Raw genomic sequence first — 17,699 nt, forward strand, 5'->3', positions numbered from 1 at the left:
ACCTCACTGAGCGGGCAGGACGTGATCGGCGACCTTGTCGGTGCTGAGGCACAGCGAACACACGACATCGTCGTGGGTCGCGCAGGCCACCATGTCGGGACGCTCGAACTCCTGTCGGCAGACGTGGCAGGTGAGGATCGCATCGGACGGGTTGCCGTCCGCGTCGTACATCGGCAGGTCGATGCCGTCATCGGTGCGACGCAGGTAGTAACGGCCCTGCGTTGCCACTGCGATGATCGGCGGCAGCACGAAGGCGAGACCGATGGCGACCAGCGGCGAGTACGGCTGGATGGTGGCACCCAGCAGACCGAAGAACACCGCGATGGACACCCCGGCGGAGACCAGCATGGACACGAAGCCGACCGGGTTGATCGCATACAGCATGCCGCGCCGGAACTCCGGTTTCTTCGGCGACAGCTTCAGCACGTACTTGTTGATCGCGATGTCGGTGGCCACCACCACGATCCAAGACATGCCGCAGTTGGCGTAGAAGCCGAGGATCGTGTTGAGGAAGTCGAACATGTTCGCCTCCATCAAGATCAACGCCAGCAGCAGGTTGAAGGCGAGGAACACGACCCGGCCCGGGTAGCGCTTGGTGATCCGGGTGTAGGAGTTCGTCCAGGCCAGCGAGCCGGAGTAGGCGTTGGTGACATTGATCTTGACCTGGCTGATCACGACCAGCACCACCGCCAGACCCAGTGCCACCGGCGCCGGCAGGAAGTCGCGGTAGATCTCCAGGAACTGGTGCACCGGCTCGTTCGCCACCGTCGCCCCGTCGGCCACGTTCGCGATGATGTAGACGGCCAGAAAGAGACCGATGACCTGCTTGATCGCGCCGAAGATCACCCAGCCCGGGCCTGCCAGCACCATCGCAGTCCACCAGCGTCGCTTGTTCTCCGCAGTCCGTGGCGGCATGAAGCGGAGGTAGTCGATCTGCTCGGCGATCTGGGCGATCAGCGACAGACACACGCCCGCGGCCAGCATGACCGAGCCGAGGCTGGTCGCGCCATTGCCCTTCTCACCCTCGTAGGCAAAGAAGGTCTCGATCGACGCCGGGTGGGAGATCAGCAGGTACGCGAACGGCAGCACCATCAATACCAGCCACAGCGGAGTGGTCCACAACTGCAGCTTCGAGAGCACCTTCATCCCATAGATCACCAGCGGGAAGATGATGATCGTCGAGACCGCGTACCCGGCCCACAGCGGCACTCCGAGACCGAGGTAGAGGCCCTGGGCCATGATCGAGCCTTCGAGCGCGAAGAAGATGAAGGTGAACGTCGCGAAGATGACGTTGGTGACGACCGAACCGTAGTAGCCGAAGCCGGCGCCTCGAGTGATCAGGTCGAGGTCCAGGTTGTAGCGCGCCGCGTAGTAGGCCAGCGGGAACGACGTCAGGAAGATCACCACGGCGAAAACGGCGATCCCCCACAGCGCGTTCGTGGTGCCGTACGCCATCCCGATGTTGGCGCCGATGGCGAAGTCGGCGAGGTACGCGATGCCGCCCAACGCCGAGATCGCCACCACGCCCGGCGTCCAGCGGCGGTAGTGCCGCGGAGCGAAGCGGAGTGTGTAGTCCTCCAACGTCTCCTTGGTCGCCTCCTTGCCGACCAGGACATGATGCTGGTGGATGGTCTCGGGCGCATCGGTGATGACGCTGGAGACGACGGCTGCGTCGGCCGTGATCTCGGACATGGCGGGCTCCTCCCGAACCGCTGGGCTGCGGTCCTCGGCGCCATCCTCAAGCGGCCCGATCTCCAACCGGTGTCGAATTAGTTCCGATCACGTTTCAGGGTTCTCTCAACAAATCCGCGGAGCTGCAGAGGCTGACCCAACGACGATTTTGGCCGCTCCGACGTGGCTGCTAGAGTTGGCGGTCGCGCCCACACGCGGGTGCCTTTGAGTCAACACACACGAGAGATCTTCCGAGGCTAACCCCGTGGCGAATATCAAGTCCCAGATCAAGCGGATCAACACCAACGAGAAGGCGCGTCAGCGCAACAAGGCGGTCAAGTCCTCGCTGCGCACGCACACTCGTCGGTTCCGCGAGGCTGCTGCCGCAGGCGACGTCGAGAAGGCGCAGGAGTACGCCCGGGCCGCCAACCGCGCGCTGGACAAGGCCGCGTCCAAGGGCGTCATCCACAAGAACCAGGCGGCAAACCGCAAGTCGGCCATCGCTGCCCAGGCTGCCAAGCTGGGCTGACCCGCCGCGGCAAGTCCGTATCACGTCCCGATCACCTCTGGTGGTCGGGACGTTCTGCGTCACCAGAAAAGCGACCTAGCCTGGGGGCGGAGTCATCACCAGGGGGTGACCGCCTATGTCGAGAGCGAAGCTCAACCCGGCGCGCGACTCCACGCTGGGTGACCCGGACCCGATCGAGTCGACCACACAGGGCCGACTCGTCGCCGTCGACAACCTCAAGGCCCTGCTGGTCGCTTGGGTGATCGGTGGGCACACGCTGGCCGGCTACGCGGCCATCGGCGGCTGGCCGTATGACGAGGTCCAGGAGGGCACGCTGCCGCCGATCCTCGAGTTCGTGCTGTCGGTGCTGCTCGGTCCAGGCGCGCTGTTCGCGATGGGGACCTTCTTCTTCATCTCCGGACTGTTTGCACCACGAGCCATCGCCAAGGCCGGCCCCGGCGAATACGCAATCAGTCGGCTGATCCGGCTCGGGATTCCCTGGCTCGTCTTCATGTTGCTCATCTGGCCGTTCTTCATGTGGCTCGCCTATCTCTCGGCCGGCTACCACCTCACCTTCTGGCAGGCGTTCCTCGGTCGGACGCCCTTCCTGGACTCCGGACCGATCTGGTTCATCCAGGTGCTGATGTACACCTCACTCGGCTACGCGCTGTGGCATCGACTCGGTTGGGGCTCTCGGCTGACACCGACCGTCGTCCGAGGACGGCACCTGGTGCTCCTGGGGATCCTTGTTGCCGCCAGCTCGTTCGTGCTCAGACTCGAGTTCCCGGCCCGCAGCCAGCAGATCCTCGACCTCCACCTTTGGCAGTGGCCGCAGCTGATCTGCATGTTCGCGCTCGGTGCCATGGTCGCCAACCAGGGCTGGGCGGCCACCGTTCCGGCGTCGCTCGCTCGGCGATGCTGGATCGTCGTCGCCGCCACGTTCATCCTGGCACCCATCGCTGTCTGGGCTCTCGGCATCACCAGCTTCGTGCAGGCGGAGCCGACATTCCTCGGCGGCTGGCGCTTGCAGGCGGTCTCGTTCGATGTCGTCGAAGCGACCTTGGTCGTCGCCGGGTCCGTCGGGATGTTGTGGCTCGCCCAGCGTCACCTCACGTGGCAGACCCCGTTGGCTCGGCGGATCGCCCGGGCGGCGTACGCGGCGTTCATGCTCCAGGTGCCGGTACTGCTCTCGTTGGAGATCGCCGCTCGACCGTTGCCGGTGCCGATCACGGTGAAGGCCGCCGCGGTCGGCATCCTCGCGATCGTCTGCTCCTTCGGTCTCGGCTCGGTCCTCGTCTCGCACACTCCCCTGGGCCGACTCGTCTGAGCCACGTCGATGACCGAGATATCCCTCGCGCTCCGCCCATGACCAATCAGCATTGGCGGCCCGACATCCTCGACGGCTACGAGGCCACCGACCTGCCGCTGCCTGGGGTTGCACCGGCGCCTGGCGAGCCCACGACTGACCCACTGGTCGCCACCCTCGTGCGGCGGCTGCCTGCGTCAGCGGCGCGGGCAGCGGTGCTGTATCTGCCTGGCTGGAACGACTACTTCTTCCTCACCCACCTGGCCGATCGCCTGGCAGAGCTGGGATACGACTTCTTCACCATCGATCTGCGGCGCTGCGGGAGGAGTCTGCGCACCGGACAACTACGCGGCTATATCGAGGATCTCGACGACTACGACGACGAACTCAGCCAGGCCGCCAATATCATCAGCGCTGACCACGACCGGCTGACCGTCTTCGGCCAATCCGCCGGCGGGCTGGTTGCCGCGCTCTGGGCAGCCCGCCGGCCCGAGCAGGTCCACGCGCTCGTCCTGACCTCACCGTGGCTGGATCTGCACCGCCCGGTTGCGGTGGCAGCGGCTGCCACCCGGCTCGTCGACCTGGCCGCCACGCGGATCCCGACTCGCGCGCTCCGCCTGCCAGACGCCGAGCTGTCGATCCGCAGCGTGCATCGCAGCTTCGGCGGCGAGTGGGACTACGACCTGAGCCTCAAGGCATCACCGTCGCCACCGCTCCGGCTGGGCTGGCTCCGCGCGATGCGCGCCGGTCATGCCCGCGTCGCGGCCGGGCTCGGGCTGCCCATGCCGGTGCTCGCACTGCTGGCCGCCCGGCATACGATCGCCCGCCGGTGGCGCGCGGACCTGCGGACCGTCGACACCGTGATCGACGTCGACCATGTCGCCCGCCGCGCCCTCCAGCTCGGCGACCACGTGACAGTGGTCCGGCTGCCGGGCGCCATGCACGATCTCCTGCTCTCCGGTGCAGACGTCCGAGAGCGCGCCCTGGCCGAGATCACGCACTGGTGCGCAATCCACGGATGAGCCGGAATCGGGGCGACGGCCCGAGGATCTCGTCGTTGCCACAGATCAGGAGCGACGGCTGTTGGCGACGGCGAGGACGAGCTGTTCCAGGGCGAACTCGGCATCATCCGCCGCACCCTTCACCGCGGCGTCGGCGGTCGCCACCGCTTGCAGTGCTCGCGCGAGTCCGCGCTGATCCCAGCCGCGGGCCTGGGACCGCATGGACTTCAGTTTCCACGGCGGCACGCCGACCTCGCGCGCCAGGTCACCTTCGCGCATCCCGGAGGGGGCCCCGATCAGCTTGCCCAGACCACGTACGCCGGAGGCAAATGCGCTGGTCACCAGCACCGGCGCGACCCCGGTGGAGAGTGCCCATCGCAGCTGTTCCATCGCCACCCCTGTCCGGCCGGACAGAGTCGCATCGGCCACGGCGAAGCTGGTCACCTCTGCGCGGCCACCGAAGTAGCGGCGGACCTGAGCCGCCGTGATCGCACCGTGCTCGCTGTCGGCGAGCAGTTGGGAGACCGCGGCCGCCAGCGCCCGCAAGTCGTGACCGACAGCCTCGACCAGCAGTTGCGGCGACTCCGGATCGGCGGAACCACCGAGCTGGCGGATCTCGCGGCTGACGAACTGTGGCAACTCCCAGGTCTTGATCGCCGGACAATCGACCAGCTCGGGTCTGATGGCTTTGATCGCATCGACCAGCTTCTTGTTCCGGGCCGCACCCGAGTGCACCAGGATCAGTCCGAGGTCGGCGTCGACAGCCTTCGCCAACCCAGAGACCTGCGCCACGAGATCGCCGGGCAGCTCGGCGAGATCGTCCAACACGACCGCGCGCTTGGCCGAGAACAATGACGGGCCGGTCAGCTCGGCCAGCCGGCCGGCATCGAGCTGCAGTCCGGAGGCTCGGTCGATCTCGACCTCGGGACACTCCTCGCGTGCCCGATCGAGGACCGCGGAGACGGCCCGCTCGGCCAGCAGCCGCTCAGGACCGAGCACGAGCGTCACGGCCCCGTACGGGGACATCGGCGCAGAACTGCGTTTCGGGCTCACCACACGCTCAGCATGCCAGTCGGTCACGACACTCGCAGATTGCCCGTGACCTACGGCGATTCCGGGGGTCGCGTTGGTATACATGCCCCAAGTTCCAACACCGAAGGGACAGGCATCCCGTCATGACCACCGACGCTCCCGTGGAGCAGCCGTTCACCGGTCAGACCCGCGAGTTGAACCGTCTCATCCGGGTGCAGCCTGGCACCGTGCTAGTCGTGTTCCCTCCCGGGGAGCGCCCGAAGGTGCGCCACCCGGGCGAGACGGTGCTGCCTACCTGGAATCCTTTCCAGTACGCATCTCTTGCCCTGCCGGTGACGACTGGTGTCGTGCCGCTGACTATGACGATCAACGAGCTCACCACACTGGACCATCACACGATCGATCAGGTGACGCTGAAGATCATGGTGCAGCTGGCCGACGTCGAGGAGTTCGCGGCGGTGGCCGATCTTGCGGCGGAGTTCGGCGACACCTTCGGCACCTATCTGCTGCAGCAACTGCAATCCAAGATCGAGAGCAGCGTACGAGGCGCCTTCCGGATGAACCGGCTGGCCGATCTCCGCCGACACACCGTTGCCGCGGTGCTGGAGGATCGCTGGATCCCGGTGTCCTTCGCGAACGGCACCTTGATTCGCCGCGGGTTGACCGTCATCGACGTCGCCTGGCCCGAGACTGCCGAGACCACCGCCCCGACCCGTACGGAGCCGCGCCCGGACAGCAGCCGATCCACCGCGAGTCCACGTAGCAGTCTTCCGGCTCAGCCCCGGTCGGCCGCGTCCAGCGCCGACCCCGTGTCCGAACAGCTCGAGCTGTCGCTTGACGCGCGGTTGCGCCGAGTCTGGCGGTCCGGCTCGATGGCGCCGCTGATCGGCATCTCCGGGGCCACCGTCGGCGCCGAGGCGACCGTCGTGGCGGTCTGCAACAGACCGCCTGCCGAGCACGAGCTGGTCCGACTGCGCGGTGCATTCACCGAGCTGTACGGCGAACGTTCCACCTGTCTGGTGGTCAGCGACGCACGAGACTACGAGAATCTCATCGCCAGTTGGTTGGAACAGGTCGACGACGACAACGTGGTGCTCCGCAACGTCGAGTCGCTCCGCGACGGGGACCTGCTGCGGATCACGCTCGACCGGCCGCTGGCCAGCCCCGAGCAGGCGCACCCGGGCCGGCCGAGCCAGACCGGGTCCGAGGTCGAGGCGTTGCGGCGACTGCTCCCCCATCGGCACCTCGAGCTCATCAGCGACTGAGGACACCGGCGATGAGCAGCACACTCAGCTTCGACGCCCACGACCTGCCGGATATCGACTACACCGGCCGGACGCCCGACAATCGGAAGCACAGCGATCCCCGCGGCGCCCTGCGCTGGGCCTATCTGCCGATGGTCATCACCTTGTCGGTGAACGCGATCTTCTTCGTCGCCTGGTGGGTGCCGGAGTTCGCTCGCTTCCCCGGCCACGAGTGGCTCTACAACCAGCTCACCCCACTGGCCTCGGCATCGCTCACCAGCCAAGGGCAGCCCGTCTCGGCCGTGCAGGCCACCCGAGGGTCCGTGATCGCGACCTTCCTGCTGGTGGCCTCACTGCCGCTGCCGGCACTTTTCCGGGCGCGCTCCTGGCAGCTGCGGCTCGCCGTGCCCGCCCTGCTGGGCTATGTCGGCGCCATGGGTCTGCTGATCAACTTCCTCAGCCTGCTGGCGCGGCGCCAGCTGCCAGCGACCTTCATCGGCCTGCTGCTGATCGCGGCCTGGGTCACCGCCATCGGGATCACCATCCGCCGGTTGTTCTGGGTGAACACCGACGACCTGCCTCGCCGGCCGACGAAGGTGCTGTGGATCGTGGTGCTCGTCGCGCTGCTGCATCCGCTGGCGATCGCGATCGGTCGGCGGGTCTTCGCGCCTGAGTTGCGTACCGCCGTCTCCGAACTGCAGACCAGCGGCCAGGACGCGCTGCTGAACGCGGCTTTGATCGCTCCGGCGACGATCCCGATCTATCTCAGCGGCGTCGCGGTCGTGCTGGTCGCCTGGGCCTGGTACATGATGGTGCCGCCGTGGCAACCGATCCGCACACCGTGGAAGCGTCCGTCATCCAGCTCGGAGTCACCGGGTGTGCTCGGGCCACGACTGGTGCTCCTCGCGGTCAGCGTGGTGTTCCTGGCGCTCACCGGAGCGACTGCCTCGTACGCCGGTCAGGCCCGCGCGCAGCAGATCGAGGTCGGCAGCCCGGCAGCCGATCTCGCCCTGACCTGCGCGTCGTGGGAGCAGCAGCTCAGCAACAAGCCGACGCAGACGGTCGCCTTCTCGGGCACCAGCTGCAACACCGTGACCGCATTCAGCGGATTCGCCCAGGTCGGCCAGCACACACTGAAGCAGAAGCTCTCCCCGCTGCGCGCCGAGACCCCCGATGAGGCGGCCATCTCCGGGCGGGTGGTCGGCGCGCAGTACGGCGCGGTCGTGGTCGTCGCCAGCACTGACGGCAAGGGCTTCCAAGCCGGACCTGACCAACTCCAAGGCATCCGGATCGCCGACGGACAGCGCCTGTGGACCTTCCGCTGCGACGACGACGGCGGTCTGCGCCTGCGGTTCGCCGAGGCTGACGGTGGCGACGACCCAGCAACGGGACGAGTCACCGACCTGGCCGAACCGCCATCGGTCGTCGCGGCCTGCAGTAACGGCACCGTGAGCCTCGATCCCCAGACAGGCAAGGAACTCACGCGCTAGTGGTTCTCGCCTCGTCAGAGGGTGGGGTCTATGTCACACGCAGCGAAGTTTGCGTGTCGTCCAGACGGGGTACGACCTCCAGCGAATACCGGGGAATCGTTCTCCGGAGCCACCAACAGAGGGAGGACCCGATGGGATTCGGTGACAAGGTTCGCAACAAGGCCGAGGACATCGCCGGTCAGGCGAAGGAGAAGGTCGGCGATGCCACCGACAACGAGCGGCTGCAGGCCGAGGGCCAGCGTGAGCAGGCGGCTGCCCAAGCCAAGCAGGCCGGAGAGCACATCAAGGACGCCGCTCAGGACGCCGGCGACGCCCTGAGGCGGGACGACGACGCGGCTCGCTGACTCGATTCGAGTGCGGTGCTGCCGGGCGTACCTTTGGCCGGCGGCACCGCTTCAGCGGCGTTCCAGCAAGTCCAGCATCGACAGGGACCAGCGATGGACCTGGTCGAGTCGCGCCGCGAAGGCCGGGTTGACCTGCGCAGTGCCGGTGTACCAGAGATCGAAGGCCACCTGCCTGATGGCGATGAACTCGTCCAGATCGGCGACGTCGATGTCCCGCCGCGAGCGATAGCCGCCCAGGAGGGCATCTCGGTACGCCGGATAGTCGGGACGCTCTCGCAACTCCCAGAGAGCCACCGCGAGCTCGTACGGGCGTGGCCCGATTCCGCAGTCATCGAAATCGATCAGCTTGACCTGACGCCGAGCGAACAGGGCGTTGCCAAGGTGCAGGTCGGCATGAATCAGCCCGACGTCACCAGCTTGCTCCAACAGGGTCGAGGCCCGACGCCCCACGCCTTCGAACCGGACCCGGACCTCGGCCGGGAGCAGTTCCCAACAGCGTCCGGCCGTGATGTTGCCGTACACCATGACCGATCCGAAGAAGGTCTCCTGATCCCATCGCATCCGGATGAACTCTGCCGGCAACGTCCACGCATCAGCCTGCTCATGCAACTGGGCCATGGCCTCGCCGAGACGGCGCAGATGCACCGGACGCGGGGACGACTCGTGGATGCGGCCGTCCATCCAGCGGAGCACGGAGCAGGTCCGGGTCGCTCCGTCCGCGGATGCCTCGACGGTCGCTGAGCCGTCGAGTGCGTCGAGCGGTTGAGGGACGGCAAGCTCAGTGTCGGCCCGGATCGCACGAAGCCAGGCCAGCTCGGAGCGAATAGCTGCAGCGGAATCGACACCCCGGCCATGTCGCTGCGGCCGGTGGACCCGGATGAGATGGCGACCTGCCGCGCTGTCGTGGCGATAGGTGGTGTTCTCGCCGTGCGACACGAACTCGAGCCGCCCAGCCGGCAACGGATACTGCTCGATCGCAGCCACAGCTACGCGGCGCAACTGCGCCAGCTGGGCTCGGCGAGTCATCATCCGATCAGGTTGTCGCATCAGAGTTGATCGTGACAACAGCTTTACGTGGACTATCTGGCGTTGATCGTGGTGACCGCGCCGAGCTGGCCGTCACGCTCGGTGATCGCGACGCTGCCTTGCTGGTCGGTGCGCAGCACGCTCATCCCCAGGCCGGTGGCCAGCCGCACCGTGCTCGGCGCCGGATGCCCGTACAAGTTGTCCTTCCCGGCACTGGCGATCGCCACTCTCGCACCGGTCGCGGCGAAGAACCTCGGATCCTGCCGACTCGAGCCGTGATGTGGCAGCTTCAACACGTCCGCGTGCAGATCGACACCGGTCGCCAGGATCCGCGCCTGCCCGGCCGGTTCCACATCCCCGGTCAACAACACCGTCAGTCCAGCGACGCCGACTCGCAGCACCAGACTCGCATCGTTCTCCGCGCCGGACTCCGCCGACTCCCCGACCTCGGCAGTCTCCCCCGACACCGCGCCCACTGGTCCCAGCACCTGCCACCAGACCTCGCCCGCTCTGCCGGTCTCCCCCAATGCCGGCGACCGGAGCGCAACGCCCGCCGCCAGGGTCAGCTCACGAACCTCCGCAGCCTCCGCAACCGGAGACGCATGAGGGCTCACCCACACCTGACCCACCGGCACCCGACCCACCACCCCCGACAGCCCGCCGACATGGTCGGCATGGAAGTGGGTCAACACCACCACCGGAACCGAACGGATCCGCAGCTCAGCCAGACAGCGTCGGATCACAGCCGGGTCCGGCCCGACATCCACCACCACCGCCTGCCGCGGGCCGGCCCGCAGGAACAGACCGTCGCCCTGCCCCACATCGCAGGCAACGATCCGCCAGTCCCGCGGCGGCCAGCCCGGTCGTACCGGGCCGGTCAGCATCGATGCCACCAGCAGCACCGAGGCGCCGACCGCCAGCCAGCGATGCTGGGCCAGCAGCCGTACCGACATGCCCAGCACGATCGCCGCCAGCGCGAGAACTCCCAGCGCGATCGGGGTCGCTGGCCACTTCCAAGCGGCCCCCGGCAACGCCGCACCCGCGTGGGCGACCCAGATGATCAGCTGGGCACACCACGAGGCACCCCATCCCGCGATCCCGGCCAGCCAGGGACTCACCAGCGACAGCCCTGCCGCGGCGAACCCCAGCACCGTTGCCGGACCGACGAACGGTCCGGCCAGCGCGTTCGCCAGCAGGCCGGACACACTCACCGCACCCGAGATGGCTGCCACCACCGGCAACGTGGCCAAATGCGCCGCCAACGGCACCGCGATCGCCTCCGCCAATGGCCGCGGACACCAGGTCGCCACCGCCGCCCAGGCAGACGCCCACCACACGATGCCGGCACTGGCCAGCACCGACAGCGCGAACCCGATCGTCCGAGCCAGGAACGGATCCACCAGCACCAAGAGCAACACCGCCACCGCCAGATGCCGCAGTGAGGTTCCCCCTGTTCCACGGACACTCGGGGTTGAGGGTCAGCCCGGACGGTCTGACCCTGTGGAACGGGTTTCAAACTCTATCGGCGACAGCATTCCAATACTCGAATGCCGACGTCTCCGATTATACCATGATTCTATCCATCGAAACATCGCGTTGGCAAGCTCGTCCCGGGTGAACCATACCTGCGAATCGAGCAGCTCGAGTTGCATTCTCTCCCAGAAGGACTCCATCATCGCATTGTCGTAGCAGTCGCCCACACTGCCCATCGACGGCACCAGCCCGGCATCATAGACTTTCTGACTGAATGCCCACGATGTGAATTGCGACCCGTGATCGGAATGCATGATCGTGTTATTGTCGACGTCCATCGGGTTGCGCCGCAGCACCGCCATCCCGAGCGCGTCGACCACGAGCTCCTTCCGCATGTTGTCGTCGATGGACCAGCCCAGGACCCGGCGGGACCAGGCGTCCATGACCGCGGCGCAGTACACCTTGCCCTCCACCGTCGGGTGCTCGGTGATGTCGGTCAGCCACAACCGGTTCGGACCGTCCACCGTGAACCGGCGGTTGACGAGGTCCTTGGCGGGGATGGCGTGCGGGTCCCGGATCGTGGTCCACGACCGACGCCGCCGGTACAGGCCCTGGATGCCGGCCTGGCGCATCAGCCGGGCGACCCGCTTCTGGTTCACCTGCAGGTCGTGCCCCAAGACCAGCTCGGCGTGCACCCGCGGCGCCCCGTACGTCTTCATGTCCTCATCGGCATGGATCTCCTCGATCAGCTTCAACAGCAGCGTGTTCTCCTGTTCCCGTGCCGATGCAGGCCGGCCGCGCCAGTCGTAGTATCCCGACCGCGACACATTCAGCACCCGGCAAGCCACCGCGACATCAATCCCGTCATCGGCCATTTCATGGACCAGCCCGTACACTATTTTGGGAGAACATTCTCCTGGGCAAAATAGGCGGCCGCCCTTTTCAAGATCTCGACTTCCATCTCCAGGCGCCGTTTATCCCGGCGCAGCTCGACCAGCTCCTTCTTCTCCCGACTGGTCAACGCCGTCTCGCTACCACCGGCAGCGTCGGTCTCGGACTGCTCCATCCAGCGACGCAGACACGATTCGGAAATTCCCAGATCTTTCGCCAACTCAGCAACTGGCTTGGACCGCTCACGAGCAAGCTCGACCGCACGACGGCGGAACTCAGGCGGGTGAGGAGCAGGCACAACGACATCCTCCCTGGTGACCAGTGGCCACCTCAGGTCAGGTGTCCGTCAAACGGGGGGAAGTCCAGCAGACCCTTGCGCCCGCCACCAGCACCCAGCGCGGCCAAGGTCACCAGGCCCATCGCCGCCGCGCGCAGCACACTCGGCTCAGTCCGGCACAGCGCCACGAACACGACTACCCCGGCCAATCCCACGACCCGCAACCAGCGACCCCGCACACCGAGCCACTTGGCACCAAACAGCACAAACGCCAACAGCAGCGAGAGATTGGCACCCGAGACAGCAGTCAAATGAGTCAGACCGGTGGTCTGAAAGCTCTGCCGCAGGTCGTCGGTGATCGCCGAGGTGTCGCCGAGCACCAGCGCCGGCACCAGAGCACGCGGCTCCGCCGGACGGCCGGCCACGGCTGCCCGGAGTCCGGTGCGCACCCGCTCGACCAGTAGCAGGGAGCGACCGGGCGGGGCGCGGATGTCCGGTCCGGCGCGGACCCGGAGCACGGCCGCGACATCGGAGCCTCGCTCTGTGGTCTCCAGCCGGCCGGTCACCCGCACGGTGCTCCCCACGATCACCCGCCGCCAGGCCCCGACCGTCTTGTCCCCGCTGACGATGATGAGCAACGGAGTCCGAACCTGCCACGTCTGGCCACGTCCGGAGACCTCGCTGGCACGCACCCTGACAGTTGCGTAGTCACCGAACTGTCCCGTACGGACCTGCGGATCAGTGCGCACCACCGCGTCGACGGTCACCACGGCCCGAGTCGGCGCCAGATCCGCAACGGGCCCCGATCCCACCCGCCAGGCAGCGAGCGTGCCCACCGTGACCGTGCCGACCAGCGCCACCGCGACCGCACCGGCGATCAGCACGCGGCGCCGGACCGCGAAGACCATGAGCACGACTACGCCAACCAGTACACCGAGCAGGACGAGAGCAGACCAGCGATCAGCGCTCGAGAGACTCGTGCCGAACCAGGCACCGGCCCAGGCTGCCGCAGCGATCGGGACCAGACGGAGATCATGGGCCGGGCTGTCTGCGTTGGTCGGAGGCGACATGGTCAGACTCGACACAGCGGCGCCAGCTTGGCGTATGTCTTCGGACCCACACCGGAGATCTCTTGCAGCTCCTCGACCCGGCTGAAGCGGCCGTTCTCCGTGCGCCAGGCGATGATCTTGCCCGCCATCACCGGGCCGACACCGGGTAGCTCCTCCAGTTGGGCCTGGGTGGCCGTGTTCAGGTTCACCGGCTGCGGACCGGCGGCGCCGCCCGACGAGCCACTCGATCCAGTCGTGCCGCTCGAACCACCGCCGCTCGTACCGTCACGCACTTCGCCGTTGGGTTTACCCTTCGTGCCCACCACGATCTGCTGGCCGTCCGACACGGGCTGGGCGAGGTTAAGTTCGCCAGGATCGGCCTTCCCGGTCAGCCCACCTGCCTTTTGCAGTGCGTCCTGGACTCTGCTCCCGGTGGCCAGCTTGACGACACCGGGCTTCTTCACCGCTCCTAGCACGTGCACGAACAACTCGGCGGTGTTCGCCGAGGGGGCAGGATCGCTCGGAGCGCTGGACGCGGATGCTGTCGGCCCCGCCGTGGGCGGGGTGACCGCGACGGCGACCGGTCTCGCCCGCAGCACCGCCCACCCAGCCAGCAGGATGCCGAGCACCACGATCGCGGCCACGATGATCACATGCGGTCGACGAAACGACCCGAAGACGCTCACCACGGCGGCACCGGCCCGATCGGCTCTCGTGCTCGGCGATGACGTGGTCCGGGGAACCCGCCTGGGCGGGATCGGGGTTTCGTCAGCCTCGGCCGCTGGCCCCGGGCCGTTCTCCTGCAGCAGCCGTTGGAGCCGCTGCTCCACCACTCGGGCGGTGTCAGGGTCTATCCGCTCGCGACGCACCATGCCCGGACACTAAGGACGTCGACACCATCTCGTACGGGCCGATCACAGACCTGTGGACGAGGCTCGAGGTCGCCTTTCAGCTTGTGGATAAGGGGTCAGGTCCGCGGCGACACCACCAGGCCGACCGTTCCCGGCCCGCAGTGCACACCGAGCACCGCGCTGACCTCTGACACGGTGACAGCCCCCGGAACCAGCGCAGTGTGCCCGGTCAGTGCCCGAGCAAGCCGATCCGCGGCCGATCGATTGTCCAGGTGCACCGCCGCGACATCCGCGCCAACACCCTCCAACTCGTCCAGCACGCTCATCGCCAACTGCTCGAGCCTGCCGAGCGCTCGCGACATGGTCCGTACCCGCTCGAACGGCGCGATCTTGCCGTCGGTCACCGTCAAGAGGGGCTTCACCGCCAGCGCTGAGCCGAGCATCGCCTGCGCGGCACCGATCCGTCCACCCCGCCGCAGGTAGTCCAGATTCTCCACACAGAACCAGGTCGACGCCGCAGCCGCTCGACGTCGAGCCGTCTCCGCCACCTCATCCGGTGATCCGCCGGCACGAGCCACCCGGGCAGCCTCCAAGGCAGCAAAGCCGCACGCCGGCGCGACCGTCCTCGAATCCACCACGATCACCGGCACCGATGCTGACCGCGCCGCCGTCATGGCCGCATCGCACGTACCGGAGATCCCCGCGCTCAGGTGCACCGAGACGATCGCCGAAGCACCGGCAGCCGCAACAGACTCGTACGCGCTGGTGAACGCCTCGGGTGCCGGCCGCGAGGTCGACACCGAGCGGCCCTCCCGTAGCGCGGCCGCAACCGCACCGGGCGTGATCGATCCGTGGTCCGGACGAAAGGACTCGGGTCGGCTCCTGCCGTCGACGATCACCTGGAGCGGGACGACCACCAGCCCCGCCTCGTTTGCGGCCGATGGCACCAAAGACGACGTAGAGTCTGTGACCACCGCTACGCCGGACATGGCGCAACCCTAGGCCAGCGGAGCGGTATCAGTCAGGCACGGACACGAGGAGACACAGGCATGGCCGTCCGGACCCGGCGCGTCTGGCGCGTGTCGCCGACGACTCTCACCGTGGTCTGGATCTTTGTCGTGGCCGCCGGCGTTGGCGTCCCCTTGTTGGCGGTCCTGGCCTGGCTCCGGGCCGACGAACCGTTCATTGCCGTCTTTCTCGTGCTGCTCGGTGCCGGAGCAGTGATCTACGGCTGGCGGTTCGGCCTGCATCCGCGCCTCGTCGCCAGCCCCAACGGCATCGAGGTCGTCAACCCGGGTCGTCCGGCCCACATCGACTGGAACGAGCTGACCGTCATCGCTCCTGGCGAGAACGGGCTGATCCTCGGCACCGAAGACATCCGCAGCGAGGCCTGGTGCATCCAGAAGTCCAGGTCGGCCGCCCGGAAAGGGCGAAGCACCCGGGCGGACGCCGTCGTCGCCGAACTCGAGCAGCTGCAGGACCGCTTCGATCCGCCGCTGGAGGACGAGCAGACCGGCATCACGATCCGCCGGGGACGACAGGCCGATCTCGACCTGCTGACCTCGATCGAGCGCGCCGCCAGCGAAGCCGCGCTGAAGCACATCTTCGATCCGGCGAAGCACCCGTACCCCACCGACGAGGTCCGGCGCCGCTGGCGCCGACTGCTCCGCGATCGGCGGACGCACATCCGCATCCTGGAGGAGTACGGCAAACCGGCTGGTCTGGTGGTCTGGGACGGCGACGGTCATCTGCGGCAGCTGGCAGTTCCCCCGCAGTACGCCCATCAGGGGCACGGTTCCCTGCTGCTGCAGTACGCCACCGAGGAGCTGATGTTCGGCGGCGCGCCTGAACTCTCGCTGTGGGTGCTCGAAGACAATCTCGCGGCGCGAGGGTTCTATCGCAGTCGTGGGTGGCGTGACACCGAGGAGCGTTCGGAGAGCGAGTATCCACCGCATCCGTCTCAGATCAAGATGGTGCACACGAATCCCAAGGCGCCGAGGCGAAGCGCGTGAGCCACCAGTCGCAGACCGCCCGGACCGGGCGGCCCGGCGGGACGTGGGATGCACCGCCGCGGGTGCGTGCCGGTCAGGGGCTGCTGGTCGTTCTCGGGCTCCTCTCGCTGATCCCGGCAGCCGTGGCCACCGGCCTGCGGACTTTCCCACCGACCGACGCGCTCCCTGCCCTGCTGGCGTCCTTCGTCCCGTACGGGCTGGTGTTCTGGCTGCCCGCCGCATTGTTCCTGACCATCGCAGCAGTACGCGCTCGTCGTAGTCGCGCGTTCGCCAGAGTGAGCCTGCTGCTGCTCGCACTGGTCACGATCGTCGGCCTGCTTGCCTCAGCAGCCTGGGAAGTGCCCGCGTTCATCCCCAACGGCGGCGCGACGAGCACGGAATCCGTGACCGTGGTCAGTCTGAATGTCCGGCACGGCGGTGCCGATCCCGAGGCGACAGCTGCCGGCACCGTCAGCGCTGATGTGGTGATGTTCGTCGAGGCGACCCCCGATTGGGTGCAGTCACTCCCGGAGAGCTTTGGTCATGAGTTTCCGCACGCCGTCGGGGCGCCGCTGCAGTACGACAACGGATCCGTGATCTTCTCGCGCTATCCCATCACGTCGTCGGAGGCGCTGCCCGCCAGCTCGTTCCAGCAGTGGTCGGCGATCGTCGACACGCCACAGCTGGGCCCGCTGCGAATGGTCTCGGTGCATCCGTGCAACCCCTACTGCGGACCCGGGCTGTGGACCGCCGAGCACACCGAGCTGCGCAACTGGCTGGAGCGGCAAGATGACCTGGCGACCGTCGTAGCCGGCGACTTCAATGCCGTCGACGACCACGGGCCGATGCGCACCCTCTATGCCGAAGGGTGGCGCAGCGCCGCCGATCTGGCCGGCGCCGGGTTCATCCGGACCTATCCAGCCAACCGACGGATTCCACCGCTGATCGGCATCGACCATGTGCTGCTCAACAGCAAGCTCACCGCGACGTCATTCGAGACCTTCAATGTGCCCGGCACTGATCACCTCGGCGTCCGTGCCGTGATCGCCGGCAGCGGTTAACGCACGAGCCAGCCGCGCGCCCCTCAGCTCAGACCAGTCATCAACGGTGAGCGCAGCGAGTGTCGCGGGCGGGAAACGGGTCGAGACCACCGACGAGGCAGAGGGGTCCGCCGCTGTCTGTTCGACCAGTTCCCACAGCACACTGGGGATCCCTGGCGCGTGACCGACCACGAGCACGCAATGGACCCTGTCCGGCAGCGTCTCGATCAACTCGACGATGCTGTCGCTGCCCGCGTTGTACAGGCTGTCGACGACCTCGACCACCGGATCTCCTGTCAGCGCCAGGCCGCCAAGGGTCTCCCGAGTGCGTACGGCCGGCGAGCACAGCACCTGATCGACCGTCCAGCCCTCGGCGCGGATCGCGTCACCTACCGCCTTGGCCTGCTCACGCCCGCGCTCCGTCAGCCGCCGATCCCGGTCCCGAAACCCAGGCCGGGTCGTCTCGGCCTCGGCATGTCGCAGCAGGAGCAAAGTGCGCGTCACA

General features: G+C 67.5%; 18 protein-coding genes. 8 read left to right on the plus strand and 10 right to left on the minus strand.

What is annotated here, in order from left to right:
• Nucleotides 1-3: 3 nt before the first annotated feature.
• The gene (locus tag MLP_RS16650) at nucleotides 4-1,692 is read right to left on the minus strand and encodes a hypothetical protein (RefSeq protein WP_083844041.1); all 1,689 of its coding nucleotides are present in this window, start codon (nucleotides 1,690-1,692) and stop codon (nucleotides 4-6) included.
• A 244-nt stretch (nucleotides 1,693-1,936) separates the two neighbouring features.
• Here MLP_RS16650 and rpsT point away from each other — a divergent pair, with 244 nt between their 5' ends.
• The 3 genes from rpsT to MLP_RS16665 all read left to right on the plus strand — a co-directional run bounded on the left by rpsT (nucleotide 1,937) and on the right by MLP_RS16665 (nucleotide 4,507).
• A complete protein-coding gene (gene rpsT, locus MLP_RS16655; RefSeq protein WP_013864323.1) occupies nucleotides 1,937-2,200 on the plus strand; it encodes a 30S ribosomal protein S20 in 264 nt (87 codons plus the stop codon).
• A gap of 115 nt (nucleotides 2,201-2,315) precedes the next feature.
• Nucleotides 2,316-3,506, plus strand: coding sequence for an acyltransferase family protein (locus tag MLP_RS16660; protein ID WP_013864324.1), 1,191 nt, complete (start codon nucleotides 2,316-2,318; stop codon nucleotides 3,504-3,506).
• Nucleotides 3,507-3,544: 38 nt separating this feature from the next.
• The gene (locus MLP_RS16665) at nucleotides 3,545-4,507 is read left to right on the plus strand and encodes an alpha/beta hydrolase (RefSeq protein WP_013864325.1); all 963 of its coding nucleotides are present in this window, start codon (nucleotides 3,545-3,547) and stop codon (nucleotides 4,505-4,507) included.
• 45 nt (nucleotides 4,508-4,552) lie between these two features.
• Here MLP_RS16665 and holA read toward each other — a convergent pair whose 3' ends face one another.
• Nucleotides 4,553-5,542: a DNA polymerase III subunit delta gene (gene holA, locus MLP_RS16670; RefSeq protein WP_231851332.1), complete on the minus strand. Its 990-nt coding sequence runs from the start codon at nucleotides 5,540-5,542 to the stop codon at nucleotides 4,553-4,555.
• Nucleotides 5,543-5,661: 119 nt separating this feature from the next.
• On the opposite strand from holA, the gene MLP_RS16675 reads away from it, so the two are divergent.
• The 3 genes from MLP_RS16675 to MLP_RS16685 all read left to right on the plus strand — a co-directional run bounded on the left by MLP_RS16675 (nucleotide 5,662) and on the right by MLP_RS16685 (nucleotide 8,596).
• Nucleotides 5,662-6,783 carry a hypothetical protein gene (locus MLP_RS16675; protein ID WP_013864327.1) on the plus strand — a complete coding sequence of 374 codons (1,122 nt, stop codon included), beginning with the start codon at nucleotides 5,662-5,664 and terminating at the stop codon, nucleotides 6,781-6,783.
• Nucleotides 6,784-6,794: 11 nt separating this feature from the next.
• Entirely contained in the window at nucleotides 6,795-8,252 is a 1,458-nt protein-coding gene (locus tag MLP_RS16680; protein ID WP_013864328.1) for a hypothetical protein, read from the plus strand.
• Nucleotides 8,253-8,383: 131 nt separating this feature from the next.
• Nucleotides 8,384-8,596 carry a CsbD family protein gene (locus tag MLP_RS16685; RefSeq protein ID WP_013864329.1) on the plus strand — a complete coding sequence of 71 codons (213 nt, stop codon included), beginning with the start codon at nucleotides 8,384-8,386 and terminating at the stop codon, nucleotides 8,594-8,596.
• A 51-nt stretch (nucleotides 8,597-8,647) separates the two neighbouring features.
• On the opposite strand, the gene MLP_RS16690 is transcribed toward MLP_RS16685, so the two are convergent.
• From MLP_RS16690 to MLP_RS16720, 7 genes are all read right to left on the minus strand, one after another.
• Nucleotides 8,648-9,625, minus strand: coding sequence for a phosphotransferase enzyme family protein (locus MLP_RS16690; protein ID WP_156821190.1), 978 nt, complete (start codon nucleotides 9,623-9,625; stop codon nucleotides 8,648-8,650).
• A gap of 50 nt (nucleotides 9,626-9,675) precedes the next feature.
• Nucleotides 9,676-11,061: a ComEC/Rec2 family competence protein gene (locus tag MLP_RS16695; protein ID WP_407939015.1), complete on the minus strand. Its 1,386-nt coding sequence runs from the start codon at nucleotides 11,059-11,061 to the stop codon at nucleotides 9,676-9,678.
• Between the two features lie 39 nt (nucleotides 11,062-11,100).
• Nucleotides 11,101-11,970, minus strand: coding sequence for an IS3 family transposase (locus MLP_RS16700; protein WP_041790759.1), 870 nt, complete (start codon nucleotides 11,968-11,970; stop codon nucleotides 11,101-11,103).
• Nucleotides 11,971-11,990: 20 nt separating this feature from the next.
• Nucleotides 11,991-12,284 (minus strand): transposase, encoded by a 294-nt coding sequence (locus MLP_RS16705; protein ID WP_013861031.1) that lies wholly within the window; start codon nucleotides 12,282-12,284, stop codon nucleotides 11,991-11,993.
• 32 nt (nucleotides 12,285-12,316) lie between these two features.
• The gene (locus MLP_RS16710; RefSeq protein WP_049804572.1) at nucleotides 12,317-13,333 is read right to left on the minus strand and encodes a ComEC/Rec2 family competence protein; all 1,017 of its coding nucleotides are present in this window, start codon (nucleotides 13,331-13,333) and stop codon (nucleotides 12,317-12,319) included.
• A gap of 2 nt (nucleotides 13,334-13,335) precedes the next feature.
• A complete protein-coding gene (locus MLP_RS16715) occupies nucleotides 13,336-14,184 on the minus strand; it encodes a helix-hairpin-helix domain-containing protein (protein ID WP_013864333.1) in 849 nt (282 codons plus the stop codon).
• Between the two features lie 95 nt (nucleotides 14,185-14,279).
• A complete protein-coding gene (locus tag MLP_RS16720; protein ID WP_013864334.1) occupies nucleotides 14,280-15,152 on the minus strand; it encodes a DegV family protein in 873 nt (290 codons plus the stop codon).
• A gap of 60 nt (nucleotides 15,153-15,212) precedes the next feature.
• Here MLP_RS16720 and MLP_RS16725 point away from each other — a divergent pair, with 60 nt between their 5' ends.
• Together MLP_RS16725 and MLP_RS16730 are read left to right on the plus strand one after the other, a co-directional pair.
• The gene (locus MLP_RS16725) at nucleotides 15,213-16,175 is read left to right on the plus strand and encodes a GNAT family N-acetyltransferase (protein ID WP_013864335.1); all 963 of its coding nucleotides are present in this window, start codon (nucleotides 15,213-15,215) and stop codon (nucleotides 16,173-16,175) included.
• On the plus strand, nucleotides 16,172-17,215 hold the full coding sequence (locus MLP_RS16730; protein ID WP_013864336.1) for an endonuclease/exonuclease/phosphatase family protein: 1,044 nt from the start codon (nucleotides 16,172-16,174) through the stop codon (nucleotides 17,213-17,215). The genes MLP_RS16725 and MLP_RS16730 overlap by 4 nt, the downstream gene beginning before the upstream one ends.
• Here MLP_RS16730 and MLP_RS16735 read toward each other — a convergent pair.
• The gene (locus MLP_RS16735; protein WP_013864337.1) at nucleotides 17,144-17,698 is read right to left on the minus strand and encodes a SixA phosphatase family protein; all 555 of its coding nucleotides are present in this window, start codon (nucleotides 17,696-17,698) and stop codon (nucleotides 17,144-17,146) included. The genes MLP_RS16730 and MLP_RS16735 overlap by 72 nt on opposite strands.
• Between the last annotated feature and the right edge of the window lies 1 nt (nucleotide 17,699).

Source organism: Microlunatus phosphovorus NM-1 (assembly GCF_000270245.1).
GTDB classification, from domain to species: Bacteria; Actinomycetota; Actinomycetes; order Propionibacteriales; family Propionibacteriaceae; genus Microlunatus; species Microlunatus phosphovorus.